Origin of the sequence: Pseudomonas sp. MWU12-2029 (genome assembly GCF_023242425.1) — a bacterium.
GTDB lineage: Bacteria > Pseudomonadota > Gammaproteobacteria > Pseudomonadales > Pseudomonadaceae > Aquipseudomonas > Aquipseudomonas kribbensis.
On the sequence record NZ_JALJDY010000002.1, the window covers coordinates 201845 to 221623 of the forward strand.

16 protein-coding genes are annotated in these 19779 nt (G+C 60.5%); 6 read left to right on the forward strand and 10 right to left on the reverse strand.

The window, feature by feature from the left end:
* Window positions 1-247: 247 nt before the first annotated feature.
* From M5B44_RS05870 to orn, 4 genes are all read right to left on the reverse strand, one after another.
* Window positions 248-1618: a leucine-rich repeat domain-containing protein gene (locus M5B44_RS05870; RefSeq protein ID WP_248738531.1), complete on the reverse strand. Its 1371-nt coding sequence runs from the start codon at window positions 1616-1618 to the stop codon at window positions 248-250.
* Between the two features lie 364 nt (window positions 1619-1982).
* Complete coding sequence (locus tag M5B44_RS05875) at window positions 1983-3014, reverse strand: hypothetical protein (RefSeq protein WP_248738532.1); 1032 nt, start codon at window positions 3012-3014, stop codon at window positions 1983-1985.
* A gap of 124 nt (window positions 3015-3138) precedes the next feature.
* Window positions 3139-3750 (reverse strand): trimeric intracellular cation channel family protein, encoded by a 612-nt coding sequence (locus M5B44_RS05880; protein WP_064379088.1) that lies wholly within the window; start codon window positions 3748-3750, stop codon window positions 3139-3141.
* Between the two features lie 145 nt (window positions 3751-3895).
* Window positions 3896-4438, reverse strand: a complete 543-nt coding sequence (gene orn / locus M5B44_RS05885) for an oligoribonuclease (protein WP_065258764.1) — start codon at window positions 4436-4438, stop codon at window positions 3896-3898.
* 107 nt (window positions 4439-4545) lie between these two features.
* Here orn and rsgA point away from each other — a divergent pair, with 107 nt between their 5' ends.
* Window positions 4546-5577, forward strand: a complete 1032-nt coding sequence (rsgA, locus tag M5B44_RS05890) for a small ribosomal subunit biogenesis GTPase RsgA (RefSeq protein WP_085711151.1) — start codon at window positions 4546-4548, stop codon at window positions 5575-5577.
* Window positions 5578-5625: 48 nt separating this feature from the next.
* Here the strand turns inward: rsgA and motB are convergent, their stop codons facing one another.
* Window positions 5626-6702: a flagellar motor protein MotB gene (gene motB / locus M5B44_RS05895; protein WP_248738533.1), complete on the reverse strand. Its 1077-nt coding sequence runs from the start codon at window positions 6700-6702 to the stop codon at window positions 5626-5628.
* A gap of 3 nt (window positions 6703-6705) precedes the next feature.
* Window positions 6706-7557, reverse strand: coding sequence for a flagellar motor stator protein MotA (gene motA / locus M5B44_RS05900; protein WP_169428596.1), 852 nt, complete (start codon window positions 7555-7557; stop codon window positions 6706-6708).
* A 166-nt stretch (window positions 7558-7723) separates the two neighbouring features.
* Here motA and M5B44_RS05905 point away from each other — a divergent pair, with 166 nt between their 5' ends.
* The 3 genes from M5B44_RS05905 to asd are packed head-to-tail and all read left to right on the forward strand — an operon-like array spanning window position 7724 to window position 10996.
* On the forward strand, window positions 7724-9262 hold the full coding sequence (locus M5B44_RS05905; protein WP_248738534.1) for an HDOD domain-containing protein: 1539 nt from the start codon (window positions 7724-7726) through the stop codon (window positions 9260-9262).
* Between the two features lie 39 nt (window positions 9263-9301).
* A complete protein-coding gene (locus M5B44_RS05910) occupies window positions 9302-10117 on the forward strand; it encodes a rhodanese-like domain-containing protein (RefSeq protein ID WP_248738535.1) in 816 nt (271 codons plus the stop codon).
* Window positions 10118-10135: 18 nt separating this feature from the next.
* A complete protein-coding gene (gene asd, locus M5B44_RS05915; protein ID WP_065258758.1) occupies window positions 10136-10996 on the forward strand; it encodes an archaetidylserine decarboxylase in 861 nt (286 codons plus the stop codon).
* 60 nt (window positions 10997-11056) lie between these two features.
* Here asd and M5B44_RS05920 read toward each other — a convergent pair whose 3' ends face one another.
* Entirely contained in the window at window positions 11057-11458 is a 402-nt protein-coding gene (locus M5B44_RS05920; protein ID WP_085732653.1) for a lectin OAA, read from the reverse strand.
* A gap of 221 nt (window positions 11459-11679) precedes the next feature.
* On the opposite strand from M5B44_RS05920, the gene M5B44_RS05925 reads away from it, so the two are divergent.
* On the forward strand, window positions 11680-13434 hold the full coding sequence (locus tag M5B44_RS05925) for a molecular chaperone (protein ID WP_248738536.1): 1755 nt from the start codon (window positions 11680-11682) through the stop codon (window positions 13432-13434).
* Between the two features lie 39 nt (window positions 13435-13473).
* Here M5B44_RS05925 and serB read toward each other — a convergent pair whose 3' ends face one another.
* Window positions 13474-14688, reverse strand: coding sequence for a phosphoserine phosphatase SerB (serB, locus tag M5B44_RS05930; protein ID WP_007952163.1), 1215 nt, complete (start codon window positions 14686-14688; stop codon window positions 13474-13476).
* A 134-nt stretch (window positions 14689-14822) separates the two neighbouring features.
* Between serB and M5B44_RS05935 the strand changes: the two genes are divergently transcribed.
* A complete protein-coding gene (locus M5B44_RS05935) occupies window positions 14823-16334 on the forward strand; it encodes an AhpA/YtjB family protein (RefSeq protein ID WP_134825279.1) in 1512 nt (503 codons plus the stop codon).
* Window positions 16335-16571: 237 nt separating this feature from the next.
* Here M5B44_RS05935 and M5B44_RS05940 read toward each other — a convergent pair whose 3' ends face one another.
* Together M5B44_RS05940 and parC are read right to left on the reverse strand one after the other, a co-directional pair.
* Window positions 16572-17282 carry a membrane integrity-associated transporter subunit PqiC gene (locus M5B44_RS05940; RefSeq protein ID WP_085711143.1) on the reverse strand — a complete coding sequence of 237 codons (711 nt, stop codon included), beginning with the start codon at window positions 17280-17282 and terminating at the stop codon, window positions 16572-16574.
* A 231-nt stretch (window positions 17283-17513) separates the two neighbouring features.
* A complete protein-coding gene (gene parC / locus M5B44_RS05945) occupies window positions 17514-19778 on the reverse strand; it encodes a DNA topoisomerase IV subunit A (protein ID WP_085732649.1) in 2265 nt (754 codons plus the stop codon).
* Window position 19779 lies beyond the last annotated feature (1 nt).

Below are 19779 nucleotides of genomic sequence, written 5' to 3' on the forward strand. Positions count from 1 at the left end.
AAAATCAGGGAACGATCAAATATTAAACACATCACCAAAGCCTATAACAGCAGCAATAGCTGACAACATGTAAACAGAGCACTCGGAAGCACCAACCTGAAACACAAACTATAAAACCAGCCCTCTAAAACATAAAAAACACAACAAAAAGCCCACTTCCTCAACGCCAAAAAGACAAAGAAAAAAAGTGGGCCATCTATTTTTTTACAACCAGACTTATTGCAAGACAACGACCGTTCAGTGTTTGTCAGGTGTCGGATTCCACCCCGCTATCAGAACTGTCGCTTGATTCGGAAGAATCATCGACATCAAGACCGTCCTCATCCGAGCGAATCTGCACTTTACGATCGAGACTGGCATTTTCCAGATAGTGGATGATTCGCTGCCGAGCCACTACGCCGAGCGGGTTATCCCTCAAATCCAGGTGAAGATTCTGCGTATCCGGAATGTCGAACAACTCATCGCCGATGATGGCAATGTCGTTCTCTCGCAAATCCACGCGAGTCAATGCGGGCAACCGCTCCATCCCGGACGGAAGCTCGTCGATCGCACAATCGCGCAGAAACAACTCTCGCAACCCCTGCATGAATCCCACAGGCGGGGCAATGCCCAATGGGTTCTCCCTCAAATCCAGTAACGTGAGGGTTTCGATCCGGGACAGGCCCTCGGTACTGCTCTCGGAAAGTCGAAGTGAATTTCCGTTCAATATCAGGTGTTGCAAATCCCGCATCTGGAAGATCGCCGGAGAAAATTCCTCCATTCGCACAGACTCCAGAATCAGGTAGCGAACGTTGGGAAAACTGTCTAAAAACCGACCCAACGATACATCGATATTGCGCGCGGTCAGCACCAGCTCTGTCACCCATTCAAACCGGGCGGACAAGTGTGGCAATTCCCCGGAGAAATCGATGAACGTCGAAAAGCCATGATCGGCAAAACCCTGATCCGGCACCGACTCACGCCGCCAGATCGCTAGCAGATCCTGACTGAATTTTTCACGCTTCTGTCGTTGGCTGGCGAGGACTTCAGCACTCAATCCGGACTCAGTGCCGGGATGACTTGAACGCGCACTCCCTAGCCAGTCCTTCAGTTCTTCACGCAACGCTACAGACTCTTTTTCCAGTCGAACAAGAACGGAGTGCGGATCACTGTGTAAACGATCTCCGATGAAAGCCGTCACTTCGTCGTCCGCAAGTCCGGGATACAGCGCTCGCACTCGACGCTCGACAGATGCCTGCGAAATCAGGCGGCCTGAGAGTGCCGAGGAAGGTCCCGGCGCGAAAGTTTCAACATCGGCTTCGTCCACACCGGCAAGCTTTTGCACCCCGTTGCTGTCTTTCGGGTGCCAGTACCGGCGGTGTTGATCAGGCAACAGAAACGGCCCGGAAGGAACAAGCTCACTTGCCAGCATTGCTCGCCAATCTCCCGTAACGGGATCCCTGGCAACCTGGACAAAATGCCCGTCGGTCAATTCGATGTACCGGCGCTGCTTGATGATTCTGAATCCCTGAGCATCGGGTGCGGGCAGTTTAGCTGCAGCGCTGATCCAGAAATCGGCCAACACCGGAGGCATCGGTGCGGTTGCAGGCACCCGGGATGCAGATTCGGAAACAATCATGCTGTTCTCGACGACAGGCGAGGGAAGGGCATCCTGCCTGCCTGAATGGCCAGGGTCTGTTGTCGCAGGTGGCAATGCAGCGCGACGTGACACATCTGGCAGGTCGACATCCGCTCGCGGCGGTGTTTCATGACTTGGAGTGCGGGAAGTAGGTGGGTTCGGGGAGGGTGCAGGAGCAAAACCCTTTGGCGGCTTTTTGAGCATCAATTCTCATCCTTGAGCGATATTAAGTCAGCCCCATTTCGGTAAGGAACTGACGGACAATAGTGGTCCCTGCCGAAATGCCGGCAGGGATCATCGATATCACAGCTTACTGACTTATTCTTTTACAGTGAGTTTATATATCTATTGCCCTGTTGCAGGCTCACCCCCGTTCAAGAATGAACACACCTTCCGTAGCGTCGGTTCGAATGGCCAGTTTGTGTTCAGACCCGTATTGATCAATCGCGGAAAAATGAAACGCCTCATCCACCGTATACTTGGCGTAGCTGTACGTATACTCGGAAATGGCCTGCACAATAGTCAACTCACCGTGACGATCGTTTACCCGCACAAGATACTCCTGACTCACCTCTGAAGAGACACTGGCAGGCCCTGAAAATATGACGTCTAAAAAAGTGTTGTCATTGACCGGCAACTTTACAGTGACATCAGCCTGATCAGGACTCGCCAGAATACCTTTCAGATAATTGGTCGCAGGTGCTCCCAGCCAGTTACCGTGAGCAAAAATCAAGTTGCCTGTACCCCGCGACGCCACCCAGTCCACCAGTTTTATTTGCTGCCCCTGATGATTGAGTCCGAGGTAGTAATTCGAGATCCGGTTACCTGGCGCTTCATTCCCGCGCCGTACGCTTTTCAAGTGAAACTGCTCAAGCGAATAGCTGATCGGCAACTGCGCATCCAGCGTGATACTGCTGTCCTGACGATCGAGCAGACCAGTACCGTTGCTTTGAATAACGGTTCCGTTCAGTAAAATACGCGCCGCGATCTGCGTGGTACCGACCCCCGCCGAAGAAACCCAGAAGGTGCGCACATGAGGATGGGCGTGGTATTGCGACTCATCGTCCGATGCGTCCACCAAATCTGCAGAGACAGGAGCCTCCAGCGTATACCGTCCCTGTTCGGCACTGGCTTTCCAGCCGTCCCGCAATGTCCTCCCGGTATTGTAATGAATAAGTTCTACTGTATTCAGTACATCAGCCGGTACAGGAACATGATGACCGTTTTCATCGAAACCGGAGACCAGCACCTGCACTTTCACTTGCATACGCCCGTTGCCAAACAATACCTTGCTTCGCGTCGCGACCCCTGAATCGAACTTCACCTTCAACTCAATACTTTCAAGGGAAGCCGAATTATTCGAGCGTTCTGCAGACAGCTCATTAAACTCACTCATTCCTTCACTCCTGTGATTGACATCAGATCCAATGCACCCGCACTTTATTGGGCGGAGCCGGATATCAATATCACGCCATTCAAAAGCGAACTTGAAATCAAGTGTAAGAAGCTGTAGCCAGTTCTCAATGCTCGTCGTTATAAACGAACTTCGGCATTTCCCAATGGAAGCGGATCGCCAACAACCGCAGCAGAAAGCCACCGAACAGGGTGATCAGAATGGCCTGTTCGCTCGGCACATTCAGATACAGACAAAGCATGTAACACCACGCGGCGGCGAACGAGACACTGGCGTAGAGTTCGCGGCGGAAGATCAGCGGGATGTCGTTGCAGAAGATGTCGCGCAGGATGCCGCCGAACACCCCGGTGATCACGCCGCTGACCGAAGCCACCAGCATGCCGTGGCCCATTTCCAGAGCGGTCATGCAACCGATCAGTGTGAACGCCACCAGACCGACGGCATCGAGCACCAGAAACAGCGAGCGCAGATGGCGCATCCAGCGTGCCGTGAACACGGTGATCATCGCTGCGACCGTGGTCAGCACCAGGTATTCCGGGTGTTTGACCCAGGTCAGCGGGTAGTGCCCGAGCAACACATCGCGTACCGAACCGCCACCCAATGCGGTGACGCAGGCAATCAGCACCACACCGAACCAGTCCATGCCGCGACGGCCCGCAGACAGAGCGCCGGTCATGGCTTCGGCAGTAATGGCGACGAGGTAGAGCATCAGCAACATGGTGGCGATCCTGGCAGGAAGGCGCGCAGTCTAGCCATTTCAGGGCGGCACCAGAAGTGCGTTTTGCTGAACGTCTGTGACGAGGGGATCTGGCTGCTGCGCAGCCAGGCGGGAGCAAGTTCCCTCGCCACAAAGGCCGCCGATCTCAGAACTTGATGAAATGCTTGCGGTAGTGCTGCAGCTCGGCGATGGACTCGCGGATATCATCCAGCGCCAGGTGAGTGCTGCCCTTCTTGAAGCTGTCGCGCACGTCCGGCGCCCAGCGCGCGGCCAGCTCCTTGAGGGTGGAAACGTCGAGGTTGCGGTAGTGGAAGTAGCTTTCCAGCGATTTCATGTGGGTATAAAGGAAGCGACGATCCTGGCAGATGCTGTTGCCGCAGATCGGCGACTTGCCCTTCGGCACCCACTTTTCGAGGAAAGCAATGGTTTCGGCTTCGGCCTCGGCCATGCTCACGCGGCTTTCACGCACGCGCTGGGTCAGGCCGGAGTTACCGTGGGTGCGGGTGTTCCACTCGTCCATGCGGGCGAGGACTTCGTCACTGTGATGGATGGCGATCACCGGACCTTCGGCCAGAGTGTTCAGGTCACTGTCGGTGACGATGGTGGCCATTTCGATGATCACATCGTTTTCCGGATCCAGACCGGTCATTTCCAGGTCGATCCAGATCAGGTTCTGCGGGTTTTGCATAATTCGGCTCCTAGGCAATGCCGCGCAGTTTAGCCTAGGCCGGTGCCCGGGCGTGCTAAACTCGCGGCCGTTTTACCTAATCGCTGCATTCTTCAGACGGAACACCCATGGCCAAACGCCAACTCAATCGTCGTCAAAACTGGCGCATCGAAAAGATTCAGGGCGAGCGCGCCGCCCGCGCCGCCAAACGCGAGTCCTCGGCTGTCGAGGCGCTCGAAGGCGGCGACCTGGGCCCGGAACAGCACGGTCTGGTGATCGCCCACTTCGGTGTGCAGGTCGAGGTCGAGGCCGTTGACGGCGAACTGGCCGGCCAGGTCTTCCGTTGCCACTTGCGAGCCAACCTGCCCGCACTGGTGACCGGTGACCGGGTGGTCTGGCGCGCCGGCAACCAGGGCATTGGTGTGATCGTCGCGCAACTGCCGCGCACCACCGAACTGTGCCGCCCGGACAGCCGAGGCCAGCTCAAACCGGTGGCCGCCAACGTCGACATGATCGTCATCGTCTTCGCCCCGCTGCCCGAGCCCCATGCGAACCTGATCGACCGCTATCTGGTCGCAGCCGAGCACGCCGGCATCCGTCCGTTGCTGCTGTTGAACAAATTCGACCTGATCGACGAACAGAACGCCCCGGCGCTGAACGCACTTCTGGCGGTGTATCGCACCCTGGGTTATCCGGTGCTGGAAGTGTCGGCGCACCACGGCAACGGCATGGAGCAATTGCAAACGCTGCTCGACGGACGCATCAGCGTGTTCGTCGGTCAGTCCGGTGTCGGCAAGTCGTCGCTGGTCAACAGCCTGCTGCCGGACGTCGAAACCCGAGTCGGCCCGCTGTCCGAATGGTCGGGCCAGGGCACTCACACCACGACCACTGCGCGACTGTTCCACTTCCCCGGCGGCGGTGAACTGATCGACTCCCCGGGTATTCGCGAATTCGGCCTGGGCCACGTCAGCCGTGCCGATGTCGAGGCCGGTTTCATCGAGTTCGACGACCTGCTCGGCACCTGCCGCTTCCGCGACTGCAAGCACGATCGCGAACCGGGTTGTGCACTGCTCAAGGCTCTTGAAGACGGACGCATCCAGCAGCAACGGATGAACAGCTACCGCTCGATCATCGCCAGTCTTCCCGAAAACGGCTACTAAATAGCCAGACACAAAAAAGCCGCGATCATCTCGCGGCTTTTTTGTGGGTCACTGTTTCGGCGCGGGCGCCGGTGCAGTGGCCGGTGCAGCAGGCGCCGGGGCTGGCGCCGCGCTGCCCGGCTCGGCCGGTTTCGGCAGCGGGTCGTCGAACAGGTTCAGCCGTTCGCGCAACTCGTGCGCAGGCACCGGTTGCTGATCCGCCGGCAAGGCGTTCGGGTCGACCGGTTTGGCCGGATCGACGCCGTTCTGCCCTTCGGCCGGTTTCGCCGGCTCAGCGCCTTGCGAACCTTCGATGGCGGCCTGGGCCTTCTTGGTCAGCACCACGATGTCGATACGGCGGTTGACCGGGTTGAACGGGTTCTCCTTGTCGAACAGTGCCGACGAGGCGTAACCCACCACACGAGCCACTTGACCGTCCGGATAGCTGCCCGCCACCAATGCACGCCGGGCGGCGTTGGCACGGTTGGCCGAAAGCTCCCAGTTACCGAAATCACCAGTGCCGGTGTACGGCTTGGCATCGGTATGACCGCTGATGCTGATCTTGTTCGGCACCGCCTTGATGGTGTCGGCCATGGCCAGCAGGATGTCTTCGAAGTAAGGCTTCAGGCGTGCGGAACCTGAGTCGAACATCGGCCGGTTCTCGGCGTCCATGATCTGGATGCGCAAGCCGTTCGGCGTGATCTCGAACAGGATCTGGTCCTTGAATTTCTGCAGTTGCGGGTTCTCGTCGACCTTGTTCTGCAGTTCCTGCAGCAACAGTTCCAGGCGTTCTTTCTCGACCTGCTCGGCCATGCCTTCAACCTGTTCGGTGTCGACCGTGACCTTGTCCGGCTGCGGCTGCGACTTCACTTCAGGGTTGAGGGTGTTTTCCGGCGCCAGGGTCGGCGTACCGCCCAGGTCGATGATGTACGGCGTGCCGCTCTCGGAGAAACCGACCGGGTCCTTGAAGTAACCGGCGATGGCGATCTTCTGTTCCGGGGTCGCGGTGGACAGCAGCCACAACACCAGGAAGAACGCCATCATCGCCGTCGCGAAGTCGGCGAAGGCGATCTTCCACGCCCCGCCGTGATGCCCGCCGGCGATGCGCTTGACGCGCTTGATGATTATCGGCTGGTTATTTTCCATGACTTAACGACCGCGAACGGCTTGTTCCAGCTCGGCAAAGCTTGGACGGTGAGCCGGGTACAGAACCTTGCGACCGAACTCGACAGCCAGCGATGGCGGCATGCCGGAAGCCGAAGCCACCAGCGAGGCCTTGATGGCTTCGTAGACGTTCAGCTCTTCCTTGGCATCGTGCGCCAGGGAGTGCGCCAGCGGGCCGAAGAAACCGTACGCCGCGAGAATACCGAAGAAGGTACCCACGAGTGCCGCACCTACGTGCAGACCGATGGACTTCTGATCGCCTTCACCCAGGGAGGCCATGGTCACCACGATACCCAGTACCGCCGCGACGATACCGAAACCCGGCATGGCGTCGGCGATGCCGTTCACCGCGTGGGACGGATGCTCGAGGTCTTCCTTGAGGCTGTACAGTTCCATGTCGAACAAGCCTTCCAGCTCGTGCGGCGCCATGTTGCCGGAGGACATGATGCGCAGGTAATCGCAGATGAACGCGGTCATGCGTTCGTCTTTCAGCACCGCCGGGTACTTGGCGAAGATCGGGCTTGCAGCGGCATCTTCGATGTCGCCTTCGATGGCCATCATGCCTTCACGGCGGCTCTTGTTGAGGATTTCGTAGATCAGGCCAAGCACTTCCAGATAGAACGTGTGGCTGAAACGCGAGCTGAACATGCCCAGGGATTTCTTGAGCACGTGCATGGTCATGTAACCGGGGTTGGCCTGGAGGAATGCTCCGAGTGCCGCACCGCCGATGATCATCACCTCGAAGGGCTGGATCAGGGCGGCAATCTTGCCGTGGGAGAGCACGTATCCGCCGAGCACGCTCGCGAATACGACGATGATGCCGATAATTTTAGCCATAGGTAGAAAGTACTTATTTAAGTCGGGTTCAAGGTCATATTCGGAAGTTAAAAAATCTCTTCTTCTACTTATCGGCAAAACTGCGCCAGACTATAGCCAGTTCAGGCGAAAAGCCAATTTAGCCCATGCCGGGCGCGTCTACAGTCAGTGAAGATCTCGTCCAGACATGGCTAATGAAACGAACGTCCCACACGTAAAACCCACCACACTCGATGGCTGGGTGAAGCTGCTCGACGGCGTGCGCCTGCCAGTGCCGCAAGAAGCTCACGATCGTGTCTGCCGCGCCATCCGCGATAATCGCAGCTCATTACGCGACATTGCCGACCTGATGCAGGACAGCCCGGCGCTGGCCCTGAGCATCATCCGCGAAGCCAACCGCCACACCCAGGGCAGCATGACCGCGCCGGCGGAAAACCTTGAGGTCGCGATCAATCGCCTTGGCCTCGCCCGCACCGAAGAACTGCTGGCACGCCTGCCCGCCGAACCGCAGGCACAAATTCCCCAGGCCTTGCGCCAGATACAGATGATCAGTCAGCACGCCACGCAACAGGCCAACGGCTTTTTTGCCAGTCGCCTGGCGCGGCTGTGGCAGGACATTCATTGGGGCAGCCTGTTGTTTCTGTCGCCGCTGTGGCCGCTGGCGCTGACCTTTCCCAAACTGCTCGAAGAGTGGGAAGTGCGGGTTATCCACAAGGGCGAATCGGCCCGCGACGTGGAAAAGCAATTGTTCGGCGTGCGCCTGCTGAAGATCGGTGCGGCACTGGTCGAAGTCTGGCGATTGCCGATCTGGGTGCAGCAGGGTTATCGATTGTTGCTCACCGAGCAGCGCGAACTGGTCAAGGTTTTGCGCATCGCCCGCGATGTCGATCACCCGCTACGCCAGCAGAATCGCCTCGATGACGACCCGACCCTGCGCCACTGGCTCAATCAACCGGCCAACACCGTGCTGCTGGCCAACGGCCTGGCGCTGTCGGCGCAACAGGCCTGGGACAGTCCGCACAGCGAGCGCTGGCAGTACCTGACCAGCCTCTATCTGCAAATCTCGATGGACGAGGTGCAACAACAGTTGCACCAGCAGGCTGCCAACAGTGCGCGCCGGCATTCAATGCCGGATCTGTGGCACCCGGCGGTTTCGCTGCTGTGGCCGTGGGGCACCCGGCGCCTGCCCGCCGGCATGCTGCCCGCTGCCGCGCCGAGTGCAGAAGACCTGGCCAAATGGCGCCGGCAATGCGCCGAGCTGCTGGCCGAGCCGAGCCGTTTCACCAACGCCATGCACCTGACCATTGCGGCCCGCGACGCGCTGGTGGCCAGCGGCATGCGCCGGGTGATGATCCTGATGGCCGACCGCACCCAGTCCAGTCTGCGTGTACATCAGATTTCCGGTTTGCCCAAGGAAGCCGCCGCGCTGAACTTCGTCGTCAGCCAAAGCACGGTGTTGCAACGCTTGCTCGCGCAGCAGGCACAGGTGCGGATCACCCCGGACAACAACGCCCAGTTTTCCGCCCTGCTGCCGCCGTCCCTGCGTACGCTGTTCCGTGGCGAGCATCTGTTTCTGCGCTCGCTGGTCCATAACGGCCGGGTGATCATGATTGTGGTCGCCGACCAGGGTGGCGGACCGTTCGCCGACATCACCGTGCAAGCCTTCGGCAAAACCGCGCAGTGCATCGAGAAAGCCCTGCACAGCTTTAGCCAGCGCGGCCAATGACAGCTACAATCCTTCCCCTTTGTGCTCTGGAGACCTCACATGTCTGACTTCTCTGGCCTGGCGCTGGTGATCGAGCCGAGCGACCTGCTCCCGCGCCTCGACGCCCGCAACCTGATTCTGGTGGATCTGACCAGCGCCGCCCGCTATGCCGAGGGTCATATTCCCGGCGCACGCTTCGTCGATCCGAAGCGCACCCAACTGGGCCAGGCACCGGCTCCGGGCCTGCTGCCGACAAAAGAAAAACTCGAGGAACTGTTCGGCGAGCTGGGCCACAACAAGGACGCGGTCTACGTGGTCTATGACGACGAAGGCGGTGGCTGGGCCGGACGCTTCATCTGGTTGCTCGACGTGATCGGTCACGACCAGTACCACTACCTTGACGGCGGTCTGCCGGCATGGCTGGCGGAAGGATCGCCGATGTCGATCCAGGTTCCTCCTGCGGTCGGCGGCCCGGTGGCCCTGACCCTGCACGACGAACCGACCGCCACCCGCGAATACCTGCAAAGCCGCCTCGGTGCCGACGACCTGGCGATCTGGGATGCTCGCGGGCCACTGGAGTATTCCGGCGAGAAAGTCTTGGCGGCCAAGGGTGGACACATCCCCGGCGCAGTCAATTTCGAATGGACGGCAGGTATGGATCAGTCGCGCCAGTTGCGCATCCGTACCGACATGCCGCAGATCCTCGAAAACCTCGGGATCACCAGGGACAAAGAAATCATCACTCACTGCCAGACCCACCACCGGTCCGGTTTCACTTATCTGGTGGCCAAGGCCCTCGGTTATCCGCGGGTCAAGGGCTACGCCGGTTCCTGGGGCGAATGGGGCAACCACCCCGACACCCCCGTCGAGCTTTAAGGATTTTTAAGGACAGTCATGAAAGAGCGTTTGTTTATCATCAGCCAGTACCTGCTGCCTCACCACTTGCTGTCGCGTCTGGCCGGCTGCATTGCCGAGTGCCGCGTGCGCTGGTTCAAGAATGCCTTCACCACCTGGTTCGCCAAGCGTTATCAGGTGGACATGTCCCAGGCGCTGGTTGAAGACGTGACCGCTTACGAGCACTTCAACGCCTTCTTCACCCGTGCGCTGAAAGACGGTGCCCGTCCGCTGGACCAAACGCCGGGCGCGATCCTCAGCCCGGCCGACGGTGCGATCAGCCAGCTTGGCCCGATCGAGCACGGCCGCATCTTCCAGGCCAAGGGCCACAGCTTCAGCGTGCTGGAACTGCTGGGCGGCGATGCAGCGAATGCTGCGCCGTTCATGGGCGGTGAGTTCGCCACCGTTTACCTGTCGCCAAAGGACTACCACCGCGTGCACATGCCGCTGGCCGGCACCCTGCGCGAGATGGTCTACATCCCGGGCCGGATCTTCTCGGTCAACCAGACCACCGCTGAAAACGTTCCGGAACTGTTCGCCCGCAACGAGCGCGTAGCGTGCATCTTCGACACCGAGCGCGGGCCGATGGCCGTGGTGCTGGTGGGCGCGATGATCGTGGCTTCGATCGAAACCGTGTGGGCTGGCCTGGTCACGCCGCCGAAGCGCGAGCTGAAAACCTTCCGCTACGACGAAGCCGCCCGCGCACCGATTCATCTGGAAAAAGGCGCCGAACTGGGGCGCTTCAAGCTGGGTTCGACCGCGATCGTGCTGTTCGGGCCGGATCAGGTGAAGTGGGTTGAAGAACTGAAAGCCGGCTCGCCGGTACAGATGGGTCAGGCCCTGGCACTGTCGAACGCCTGAACCTGCTGATCCGCCCCTGCGCACGTCTGCGAAGGGGCGGACACGACCTGAACGGCGCCGTTACTCTATCTGCCCACGGAAGCCGATCGGCCCTTCGTTGGCGTAGGTATTGGTGCCGCTGAGGTTTTTCCCGCCGTCACTCGAGGTGACATTCAACGCGATAACGTTCTGGTTATCCCGACCGCCGATCACCCATTTGCCACCTGGATGCCATGGGGCATCGTTGCCACCCCACTGGTTCTCGACGTTGTACTGGTTCTGACCAGTGCGCTGAGCCTTGAAGCCAATAGGGCCTTCGCCAGCGTAGGTCATGGTGCCGGTGAAGCTTTTGCCGCCGTCGCCGGACTTGATGTCGATGGCGACGACTTTCTGGTTGTCCCGCGCGCCCAGAACCCAGGTTCCACCCGGATGCCAAGGTGCCGAACTACCGCCCCACTGGTTTGCCACTGCGTATTTAGACATGAACCTCATCTCCTTGAAGTTTTTCAGAGACCTGCCCGACGTTGGCGGCAAGCCGTGCAACCGTGCGTTTCCGATCGCACGCCAGAGAGCCTAGTAGCGCCTGCCGAAATGGCACCAAGCCAGCAGACCAACGGTAAAAAAGCCCGACAAGCGCCTGCGAAACGGACCACAACTGCTAGAGTTTTGGCATTGCCCTATTCGCCGCCGGAGCTGGTCACGGCATGAGTGAGCCTCGATTCCAACCGCAACTGAGCGCACCGACGCCAACGCAGTTGCGCCTGTCTTTCTGTGAAGCGACGCCGCGCGATCTCAAGCGCTGGATCGCCGGCCTGCCGAAAGCCAACATCGGCGAAACCGCGCGCCAGCTCTATCAGGGCCTTGGCGAACTCAATCAATTGCTGACGCCCAGCGACAACCGCCTGCACCTGCTGGAGCTGCTGCGGCCCGAGGTGTACTTCGTCTGCCAGCACCTTGAGCGGCACTTTCTGCATCAGGCGATCATGCTCGACGAGCGCTCACGCAAGATCAGCAACCTGTGTCAGGCCCTGCAAAGTCATCTGGCCATCGGTTACAAGCAGATTGTTCTGCGGATCGCCCCCAAATACTCAAAAGACCGGGCCGCCTTGTTGAGCGAGGCGCTGCAACGCGCCGTTCATGCACTGAAAGGACAACTGGTGCGCGCCACGCAGTTGTACAGCCCCGCGCCGGAACAGTTGTGGTTTGAGTTGCACCAATTATTTCGCTGTGCCTGCGACTTGCAGTTGCAACACCGTCGGGTCCGCGACGACCTGGCGAGCCTGGCCGGTGAATTGAGCGTCGAACAGACCTATATCGCCGCTCTGCTGCTGGGCAGCGCCCGCTGCAATCAGATGCGGCAGAATCCGATCGCCCAACTCGCGCAGGTGCTTGAACCCTGGAGTGCCTGGCTGAAACTGCATCCCGGTGCCTCGGGCGAAGGGCTGTTCGCGATTTCTGCGGAGATCGACGCCGGCCCGCGTTATCGCAGCAAATTTCGCAGCGAACAGCAGTCGGGGCTGCTCGGCTTCGATCCGCAACCACTGGTGAATGCCATCGAAGCTCACCTGCTGCATCAGGACACGTCGACACCGCTGCCGGTGCCGGCCGGCCTGACCCTCGACACCCTGCAACATCTGCACGCCACCTGGGGCGAGGCCGCCGAACGCAGCTTTCAGCGCACCGTCGGCCAGGGCAACCTGACTGTGTGTGTTGGCATGAGCGCCCTGCACTTCTATCTGGGCGGTGAACGCACATTCAGCGAATTGCTCAAGCACCCGGGTTCGCGCGCCGCAAACTTCAGTCGTGCGGTAGCCCAAGGGGAAAAGGACAGCTGGAGTCAGGCATTCGATGCCGCGCCGCAGAGCAAGGCCGACGAATTCCTGCCCTACGAGGAAATCCGCTACGAACCGCTGGCCGACGACGAGGGCGACGCCGACAGCCCGCCGCATTACCCGACTTATGCGTTGCCGGTCATCAACCACAGTCCCGGCGGTTACTGCCTGGCGTGGCCAAAAGAAGTGCCTGCCGAATTGCAGACCGGGGAAATGATCGGCATCCAGGACACCACGAATCAGGGCTGGAGCATTGCCGTGGTGCGCTGGATCCGTCAGGTGCGCGGCGCCGGGACACAAATGGGCATCGAACTGGTAGCGCCACACGCCCAGCCCTGCGGACTGCAACTGGTGCGCACCCGGGACGATCACAATCATTACCTGAGAGGTTTGCTGTTGCCGGAAATCAGCGCCATCGACTTGCCCGCAACGCTATTGGCGCCGCGATTGCCGTTTCAGGAAGGCAACAAAGTGCTGATCAACACCCAGGGTGAAGAGCACCGCGCCGGGCTGGATCGGCGGGTGGCAAGCACACACAGTTTCAATCAGTTTGCCTATCGTTCGCTGGAGGCCGCGCAGAATGGCGGGAGCGAGGAGGATTTCGACTCGTTGTGGAAATCCCTTTGAGCCAGGATCGCAGCCGAGGGCCGCGATCCTTTGCCTATGTCAGAGCTGCCCGTCGCGATCCCGGAAGCCCAGCAGATACAGCACGCCATCCAGCCCGAGGGTGGAAATGGCCTGCTTCGCCGACTGCTTGACCAGCGGCTTGGCGCGGAACGCCACGCCCAGACCGGCAATCGCCAGCATCGGCAAATCGTTGGCGCCGTCGCCCACGGCGATGGTCTGTTCCAGGCGCAAGCCTTCTTTTTCAGCCAGTTGTTTCAGCAGATCGGCCTTGCGCTGGGCATCGACGATGGGCTCGATTGCCACGCCGGTGCACTTGCCGTCGACCACTTCCAGTTCGTTGGCGAACACATAGTCGATGCCGAGCTTGGCCTGCAGTTGCTTGGCGAAGTAAGTGAAGCCGCCGGACAGGATCGCGGTCTTGTAGCCCAGACGCTTGAGTTCGGCGAACAGGGTTTCGGCGCCTTCGGTCAGGCGCAGGGAGGCGCCGATCGAATCCAGCACGCTGACATCCAGGCCCTTGAGCAATGCCAGACGCTCCTTGAAGCTGGCGCGGAAATCCAGCTCGCCGGCCATCGCCCGCTCGGTGATTTCCGACACCTGGTCGCCCACACCGGCGGCCTTGGCCAGCTCGTCGATGACTTCGGCTTCGATCAGGGTCGAGTCCATGTCGAACACCGCCAGGCGACGGTTGCGACGGAACAGCGAGTCTTCCTGGAAGGCGATGTCGACATTCAGTTCCTGGGCCACGCTGAGGAATTCGGCGCGCAGGGCCTGCGGATCGGCCGCTTCGCCACGTACGGAGAACTCGATGCAGCCCTTGCCCTTGTCGGCCGGCGTGTCCAGCGGCATGCGACCCGACAGACGGTCGATATGGTCGATGTTCAGGCCATATTTGGCGGTGATCGAGCTCACGGCCTGCAACTGGCCGGCGGTGACCTTGCGGGTCAGCAGGGTGACGATGTGGCGCTTCTTGCCCTGATTGCCCACCCATTGCTGGTAATCCTCTTCGGACACCGGGGTGAAACGCACCTGCTGGTCGAGCTCGTAGCCCTTGAACAGGATGTCCTTGAGCACCGACTTGCCTTGCTCGGAGTCGGGAATTTCGACGAGGATGCCGAACGACAGCATGTCGTGGATCACCGCCTGACCGATGTCGAGGATATTCACACCACCCTGGGCCAGAACACCAGTAATGGCCGCCGTCAGACCCGGACGGTCGACTCCCGTGATGTTAATCAGGACGATTTCGCGCAACGCGCACCCCCGCAACTGGAAAAAAACCGCATTCTACCCACTTTCAGTGACCATCGGGCACCGCCAGCGCTTTGCCGGTCTAGGGCCTGTCGCTATACTGCGCGTCAACTTCACGGACAAAAGAGCCGAGCTCAGTGAACCGGCCCACGCCAGTTAAAACCGATAACTTCTTCCTGCTGATCTTCCGTGCACTGCGCCACCGCCGTGTACCGATTGCATTGCGCATTGCCAGCCATAACGTGATCCTGGTCGCCCTGGCCCTGGTGATCTATGCCTGCGTGATGGGTTTGCAGTTCAAGCAGGCCATGCACGAGCAGGCCGATGCGCTGGGCGAAAGCCTGACCACGCAGACCGCCACTTCCGCGACCGAGCTGCTGGTGTCCAACGACATCCTCAGTCTCAACGTGCTGCTCAACAACCTGACCAAGAACAAGCTGGTGGCCCACGCCGCCATCTACAGCGTGGACAACCGCATCCTCGCCGAATCCGGTCAGCGGCCCAAGCACAGCCTGCTGGGCGAAGCCGAAGGCATGTACGAGAGCAAGATCACCTTCCAGGACGTGACTGCCGGGCAACTGCGCATCAGCCTGGACATGGATCAGTTCCAGCAGCCGATGACCATCAGCCTGCAGAGCATGGGCATTCTGAGTGCGATCCTGCTGGCGCTGTCTCTGGCCCTGAGCTTGCGTCTTGGCCGGCACATCTCCACGCCGCTGCTGCAACTGCGGGTCTGGCTGCGCCGGATCGACGAATACACGCCGGGGACCGAGCGTCAGGACGAGATCGGCGATCTTGCCCGTCAACTGCACGCCAACTTTGCCCCGGAGCCCGCCCCCAAGCCTGAGCCGGAGCCCGAGTTCGAGGACGATGACGTCGAGCCGGAATTCGAAGTGCGCAACCTGCGTGATCCGAGCTTTGACGAAACCCGCCCGATGGCCGCACAGAAACCTGCGCCACGCCATGTGGTCAGCACCGTTGAAGACGACGATGACGAGGATCCGTTTGCTGACCTGCGTGACGAGTCGCTGAACGAAACCGCACCACCTGCCGTTCGCCAGCCAACCCCGAGCGTGCCGCAACACACTGCGGTGCTGGCCGTGCAACTGGGTTCGCAAGAGCAATTGCGCCGTTTGCCACGGGCACGCCTGGAAGAGTTGCAGGAGCGCTATCGTGACTGCCTGGAGCAGGCTGCTTCGTTGTATCAGGGTGAAATCGAAACCCTGAACGACGGCAGCACGCTGATGCTGTTCCACACCGAAGACAGCGGCGACGATTACCTGACCAACGCCATCTGCTGCGGCGAACTGCTGCGAGCCCTGGGTCACCAGTTGCAGATCGAAGTCGCCGACAGCGGCATCACCCTGCAATTGCAGCTGGGTCTGACTCTCGGTGATGAGCTGTTCGGGCTGAGCCAGATCGACCTGCTGCTGACCGATTCCGCCCAGGACGCCCTGGCCCTGTCGCAACACAGCCGCAACCTGCTGCTGGTGGAGCGCAAGATCGGTGACGACGCGCTGATCCGCCAGCGTGCGCGGATCCGGCCGATTGCCAGCCCTGAAGGCGCGTGCTGTGTTGAGCGCTTGATGGAGCCTTATCCGTCGATGCTCGAGCGGCAACTGGCGCGGATGCATGAGCGTCGGGCCTGAGGCCTTGATGTGAAGAAGCCCGCAGATGAGTGATTGTCTGCGGGCTTTTTTGTGTGTGGTGGTTTCGTGATTGCGCCTAGCCTTGAAGAGCCCCTCACCCTCTCCCTCCGGGCGGTCCGACGTTTCGGGAGGGCTGGGCGGGCGGCGTTTCCGATGAGGGCGCTTTTGGTCTTCTACTCAGCCCCCAGACACAAAAAAGCCCGCACAAGGCGGGCTCTGTCCTGACTCGTTCCAGCCTCAGAAGCGGAACACTTCCATATCCGTACGAATCGGCGAAGCCATCGGGATCTTCGGCTGTTTCTCGGCTTCCGCCGCCGGCGCGGCCGGTTTTGGTGCCGGTTTGCGCGGTGCTTCGGCAACCGGTGGCTGGTTGGCCAGCGGTTTGAGCGCGACCGAGAGCTGCTCGGCCAGACGCTGCAACAGGATGCCCTGGGCCTGAACCTGCGAAGCCGTGCCGCCACTGTGCAGTTCCTGCAGGTGAACGATGCGGTTGTCCCGCACCTGGCCACGACGGTCGATCAGGCGCCACTGCGCGTCGAGAATCGCCGGTTGCTTGGCACCGGAGTCCAGACGCGTGATGGTCAACAGCACCTGCACATCCGGAGTGAACCCGGTGGTGGCCGGTGCCAGCACTACACGTTGACTGTCCAGATGACCGGCAACCTGACGCAGCAGCAATTGATCGATATCCGACGAAAGGCTGCCGGCCCAGCGGCCATCGACCGCAGCCTGCAGGCTGCCGTCCGGCTGACGTTGCAACAGGGTTTCACGTTGCAGGTAATCGGCAACGGTCACAGGGCCCAGCAAAACCGCCATGCCCGCGCTTTGCGCAGGCTGAGCCGGACTTCCGCTGTCCAGCTGATACAGCGACACCGGCTGGTGGACGCTGCAACCCGCCAGGCCAAGAACGCCGGCGAGCAGGAAAATAAGGGGGCGCAGAGAAGTCATCATCCCGTCCAGGTGGCCGCCACAAGGCTGACCACAGTGAAAATACTCAAAAAATATGAAGAACGCTCGGCCACGCCGGCGCTTGGAAAGGCCATATCATCCGTGAATATGCGTTCCGACTCCAGCGCCAAAGCGCCGATCTACGGGTTAAATCGAAGATCGGACGCTCTAGAGAGGCGTTCTCACTCATTTTCTCCGTCGGAGAAATCAGTGCGAATGCCCCCTGGCCGCTTAATTGAGGTTTTCGACGAGCAGCGCGTCCACCCGCTGGAAGCCCCGTGGCAGTTTATTGCCACGACGACCACGCTCACCCTTGTAGTGTTCGAGGTCGTCGGCTTTCAGCGACAGGGTACGTTTTCCGGCCTGCAGCACCAGCGTGGCGCCTTCCGGCAGAACGGCGATGTCCGTGACATATTCTTCGCGACTGGCCACACGCTCACCGGAAATACCGATGATCTTGTTGCCTTTGCCCTTCCCTAATTGTGGCAGATCGCTGATTTTGAAGATCAGCAGGCGACCCTCGGTCGTGACCGAGGCCAGCCAGTTCTGCTCGCGGTCGGCCACCGGACGCGGCGCGATCACCTTGGCGTTGTTCGGCAGGCTCAACAGGGCCTTGCCGGCCTTGTTCTTGGCTTGCAGGTCTTCGCCTTTCACCACGAAACCGTAGCCGGCGTCAGAGGCGATCACGTACAGCGCGTCGTCCTCCGGCATCAGCACGCATTCGAACGTGGCACCCGGCGGCGGCGTCAGACGGCCGGTCAGCGGCTCGCCCTGGCCCCGTGCAGAAGGCAAGGTGTGGGCGGCCACCGAATAACTGCGACCGGTGGAGTCGATGACCACGGCTGACTGGTTGGAACGCCCCGCCGCCGAAGTCTTGAAGCCGTCGCCAGCCTTGTACGACAGGCCGGTGGCGTCGATCTCGTGGCCTTTGGCCGAACGAATCCAGCCTTTTTCCGACAGCACGACGGTGACTTTCTCGTTCGGCAGCAGATCGTGTTCGGTCAGGGCCTTGGCTTCGGCGCGCTCGACGATTGGCGACCGACGGTCGTCGCCGTAGGTTTCAGCGTCTTTCAACAGCTCGCTGCGAACCAGCTTCTTCAGCTTGGCTTCACTGCTCAACAGCGCTTGCAGCTTGGCTTGTTCCTTGAGCAGTTCGTCCTGTTCGTCGCGCAGCTTCATCTCTTCCAGTCGCGCCAACTGACGCAGACGGGTGTCGAGGATGTAATCGGCCTGGATCTCGCTGAGGGCGAAGCGCTCGATCAGTTTGGCTTTCGGCTGATCCTCGGTGCGGATGATGTGGATCACTTCATCCAGGTTGAGGTAAGCGATCAGCAAACCGTCCAACAGGTGCAGGCGACGCTCGACCTTGTCGAGGCGGAATTGCAGGCGGCGACGCACGGTCAGCACGCGGAATTCCAGCCACTCCACCAGCAACGCCCGGAGGTTTTTCAGCTGCGGCTTGCCGTCCAGACCGATGATGTTGACGTTGACCCGGTAGGTCGACTCCAGCTCGGTGCTGGCGAACAGGTGCTGCATCAGCGCTTCGTGATCGACGCGGCTGTTGACCGGGATGATCACGATGCGGCACGGGTTTTCGTGGTCGGATTCGTCACGCAGGTCGGCGATCTGCGGCGCTTTCGACGGTTTGGCCTGCATCAGCGCAGCGATCTGCTCCAGCACCTTGGCCCCGGAGACCTGGTGCGGCAGCGCGGTGACGATGATGTCGCCGTCCTCTACGTGGTACACGGCGCGCATGCGCACCGAGCCCTTGCCGGTTTCGTACATTTTCAGCAGGTCGGCGCGCGGGGTGATGATTTCCGCTTCGGTCGGATAGTCCGGGCCCTGAATGTGTTCGCAGAGCTGTTCGACCGTGGCTTTCGGCTCATCGAGCAGGCGTACGCAGGCGGTGGCGACTTCCCGCAGGTTGTGCGGCGGTACGTCGGTGGCCATGCCCACGGCGATACCGGTGGTGCCGTTGAGCAGGATGTTCGGCAAACGTGCCGGCAACACCAGCGGTTCCTGCAGGGTGCCGTCGAAGTTCGGGCCCCAGTCCGCAGTGCCCTGGCCCAGCTCGCTGAGCAGCACTTCGGAATAACGCGACAAGCGCGCTTCGGTGTAACGCATGGCGGCGAAGGATTTCGGATCGTCCGGCGCCCCCCAGTTACCCTGGCCGTCCACCAGTGTGTAGCGATAGCTGAACGGCTGGGCCATCAGCACCATTGCTTCGTAGCACGCCGAGTCGCCGTGGGGGTGGAACTTGCCGAGCACGTCGCCGACGGTACGCGCCGACTTCTTGTGCTTGGAATCGGCGTCCAGCCCCAGCTCGCTCATGGCGTAGACGATACGCCGCTGTACCGGTTTCAGACCGTCGCCGATATGCGGCAGGGCACGGTCCATGATCACGTACATGGAGTAGTTGAGGTAGGCATTTTCGGTGAAGTCAGCCAGTGACCGGCGTTCTACACCGTCCAGGCTGAGATCAAGGGAGTCGCTCATG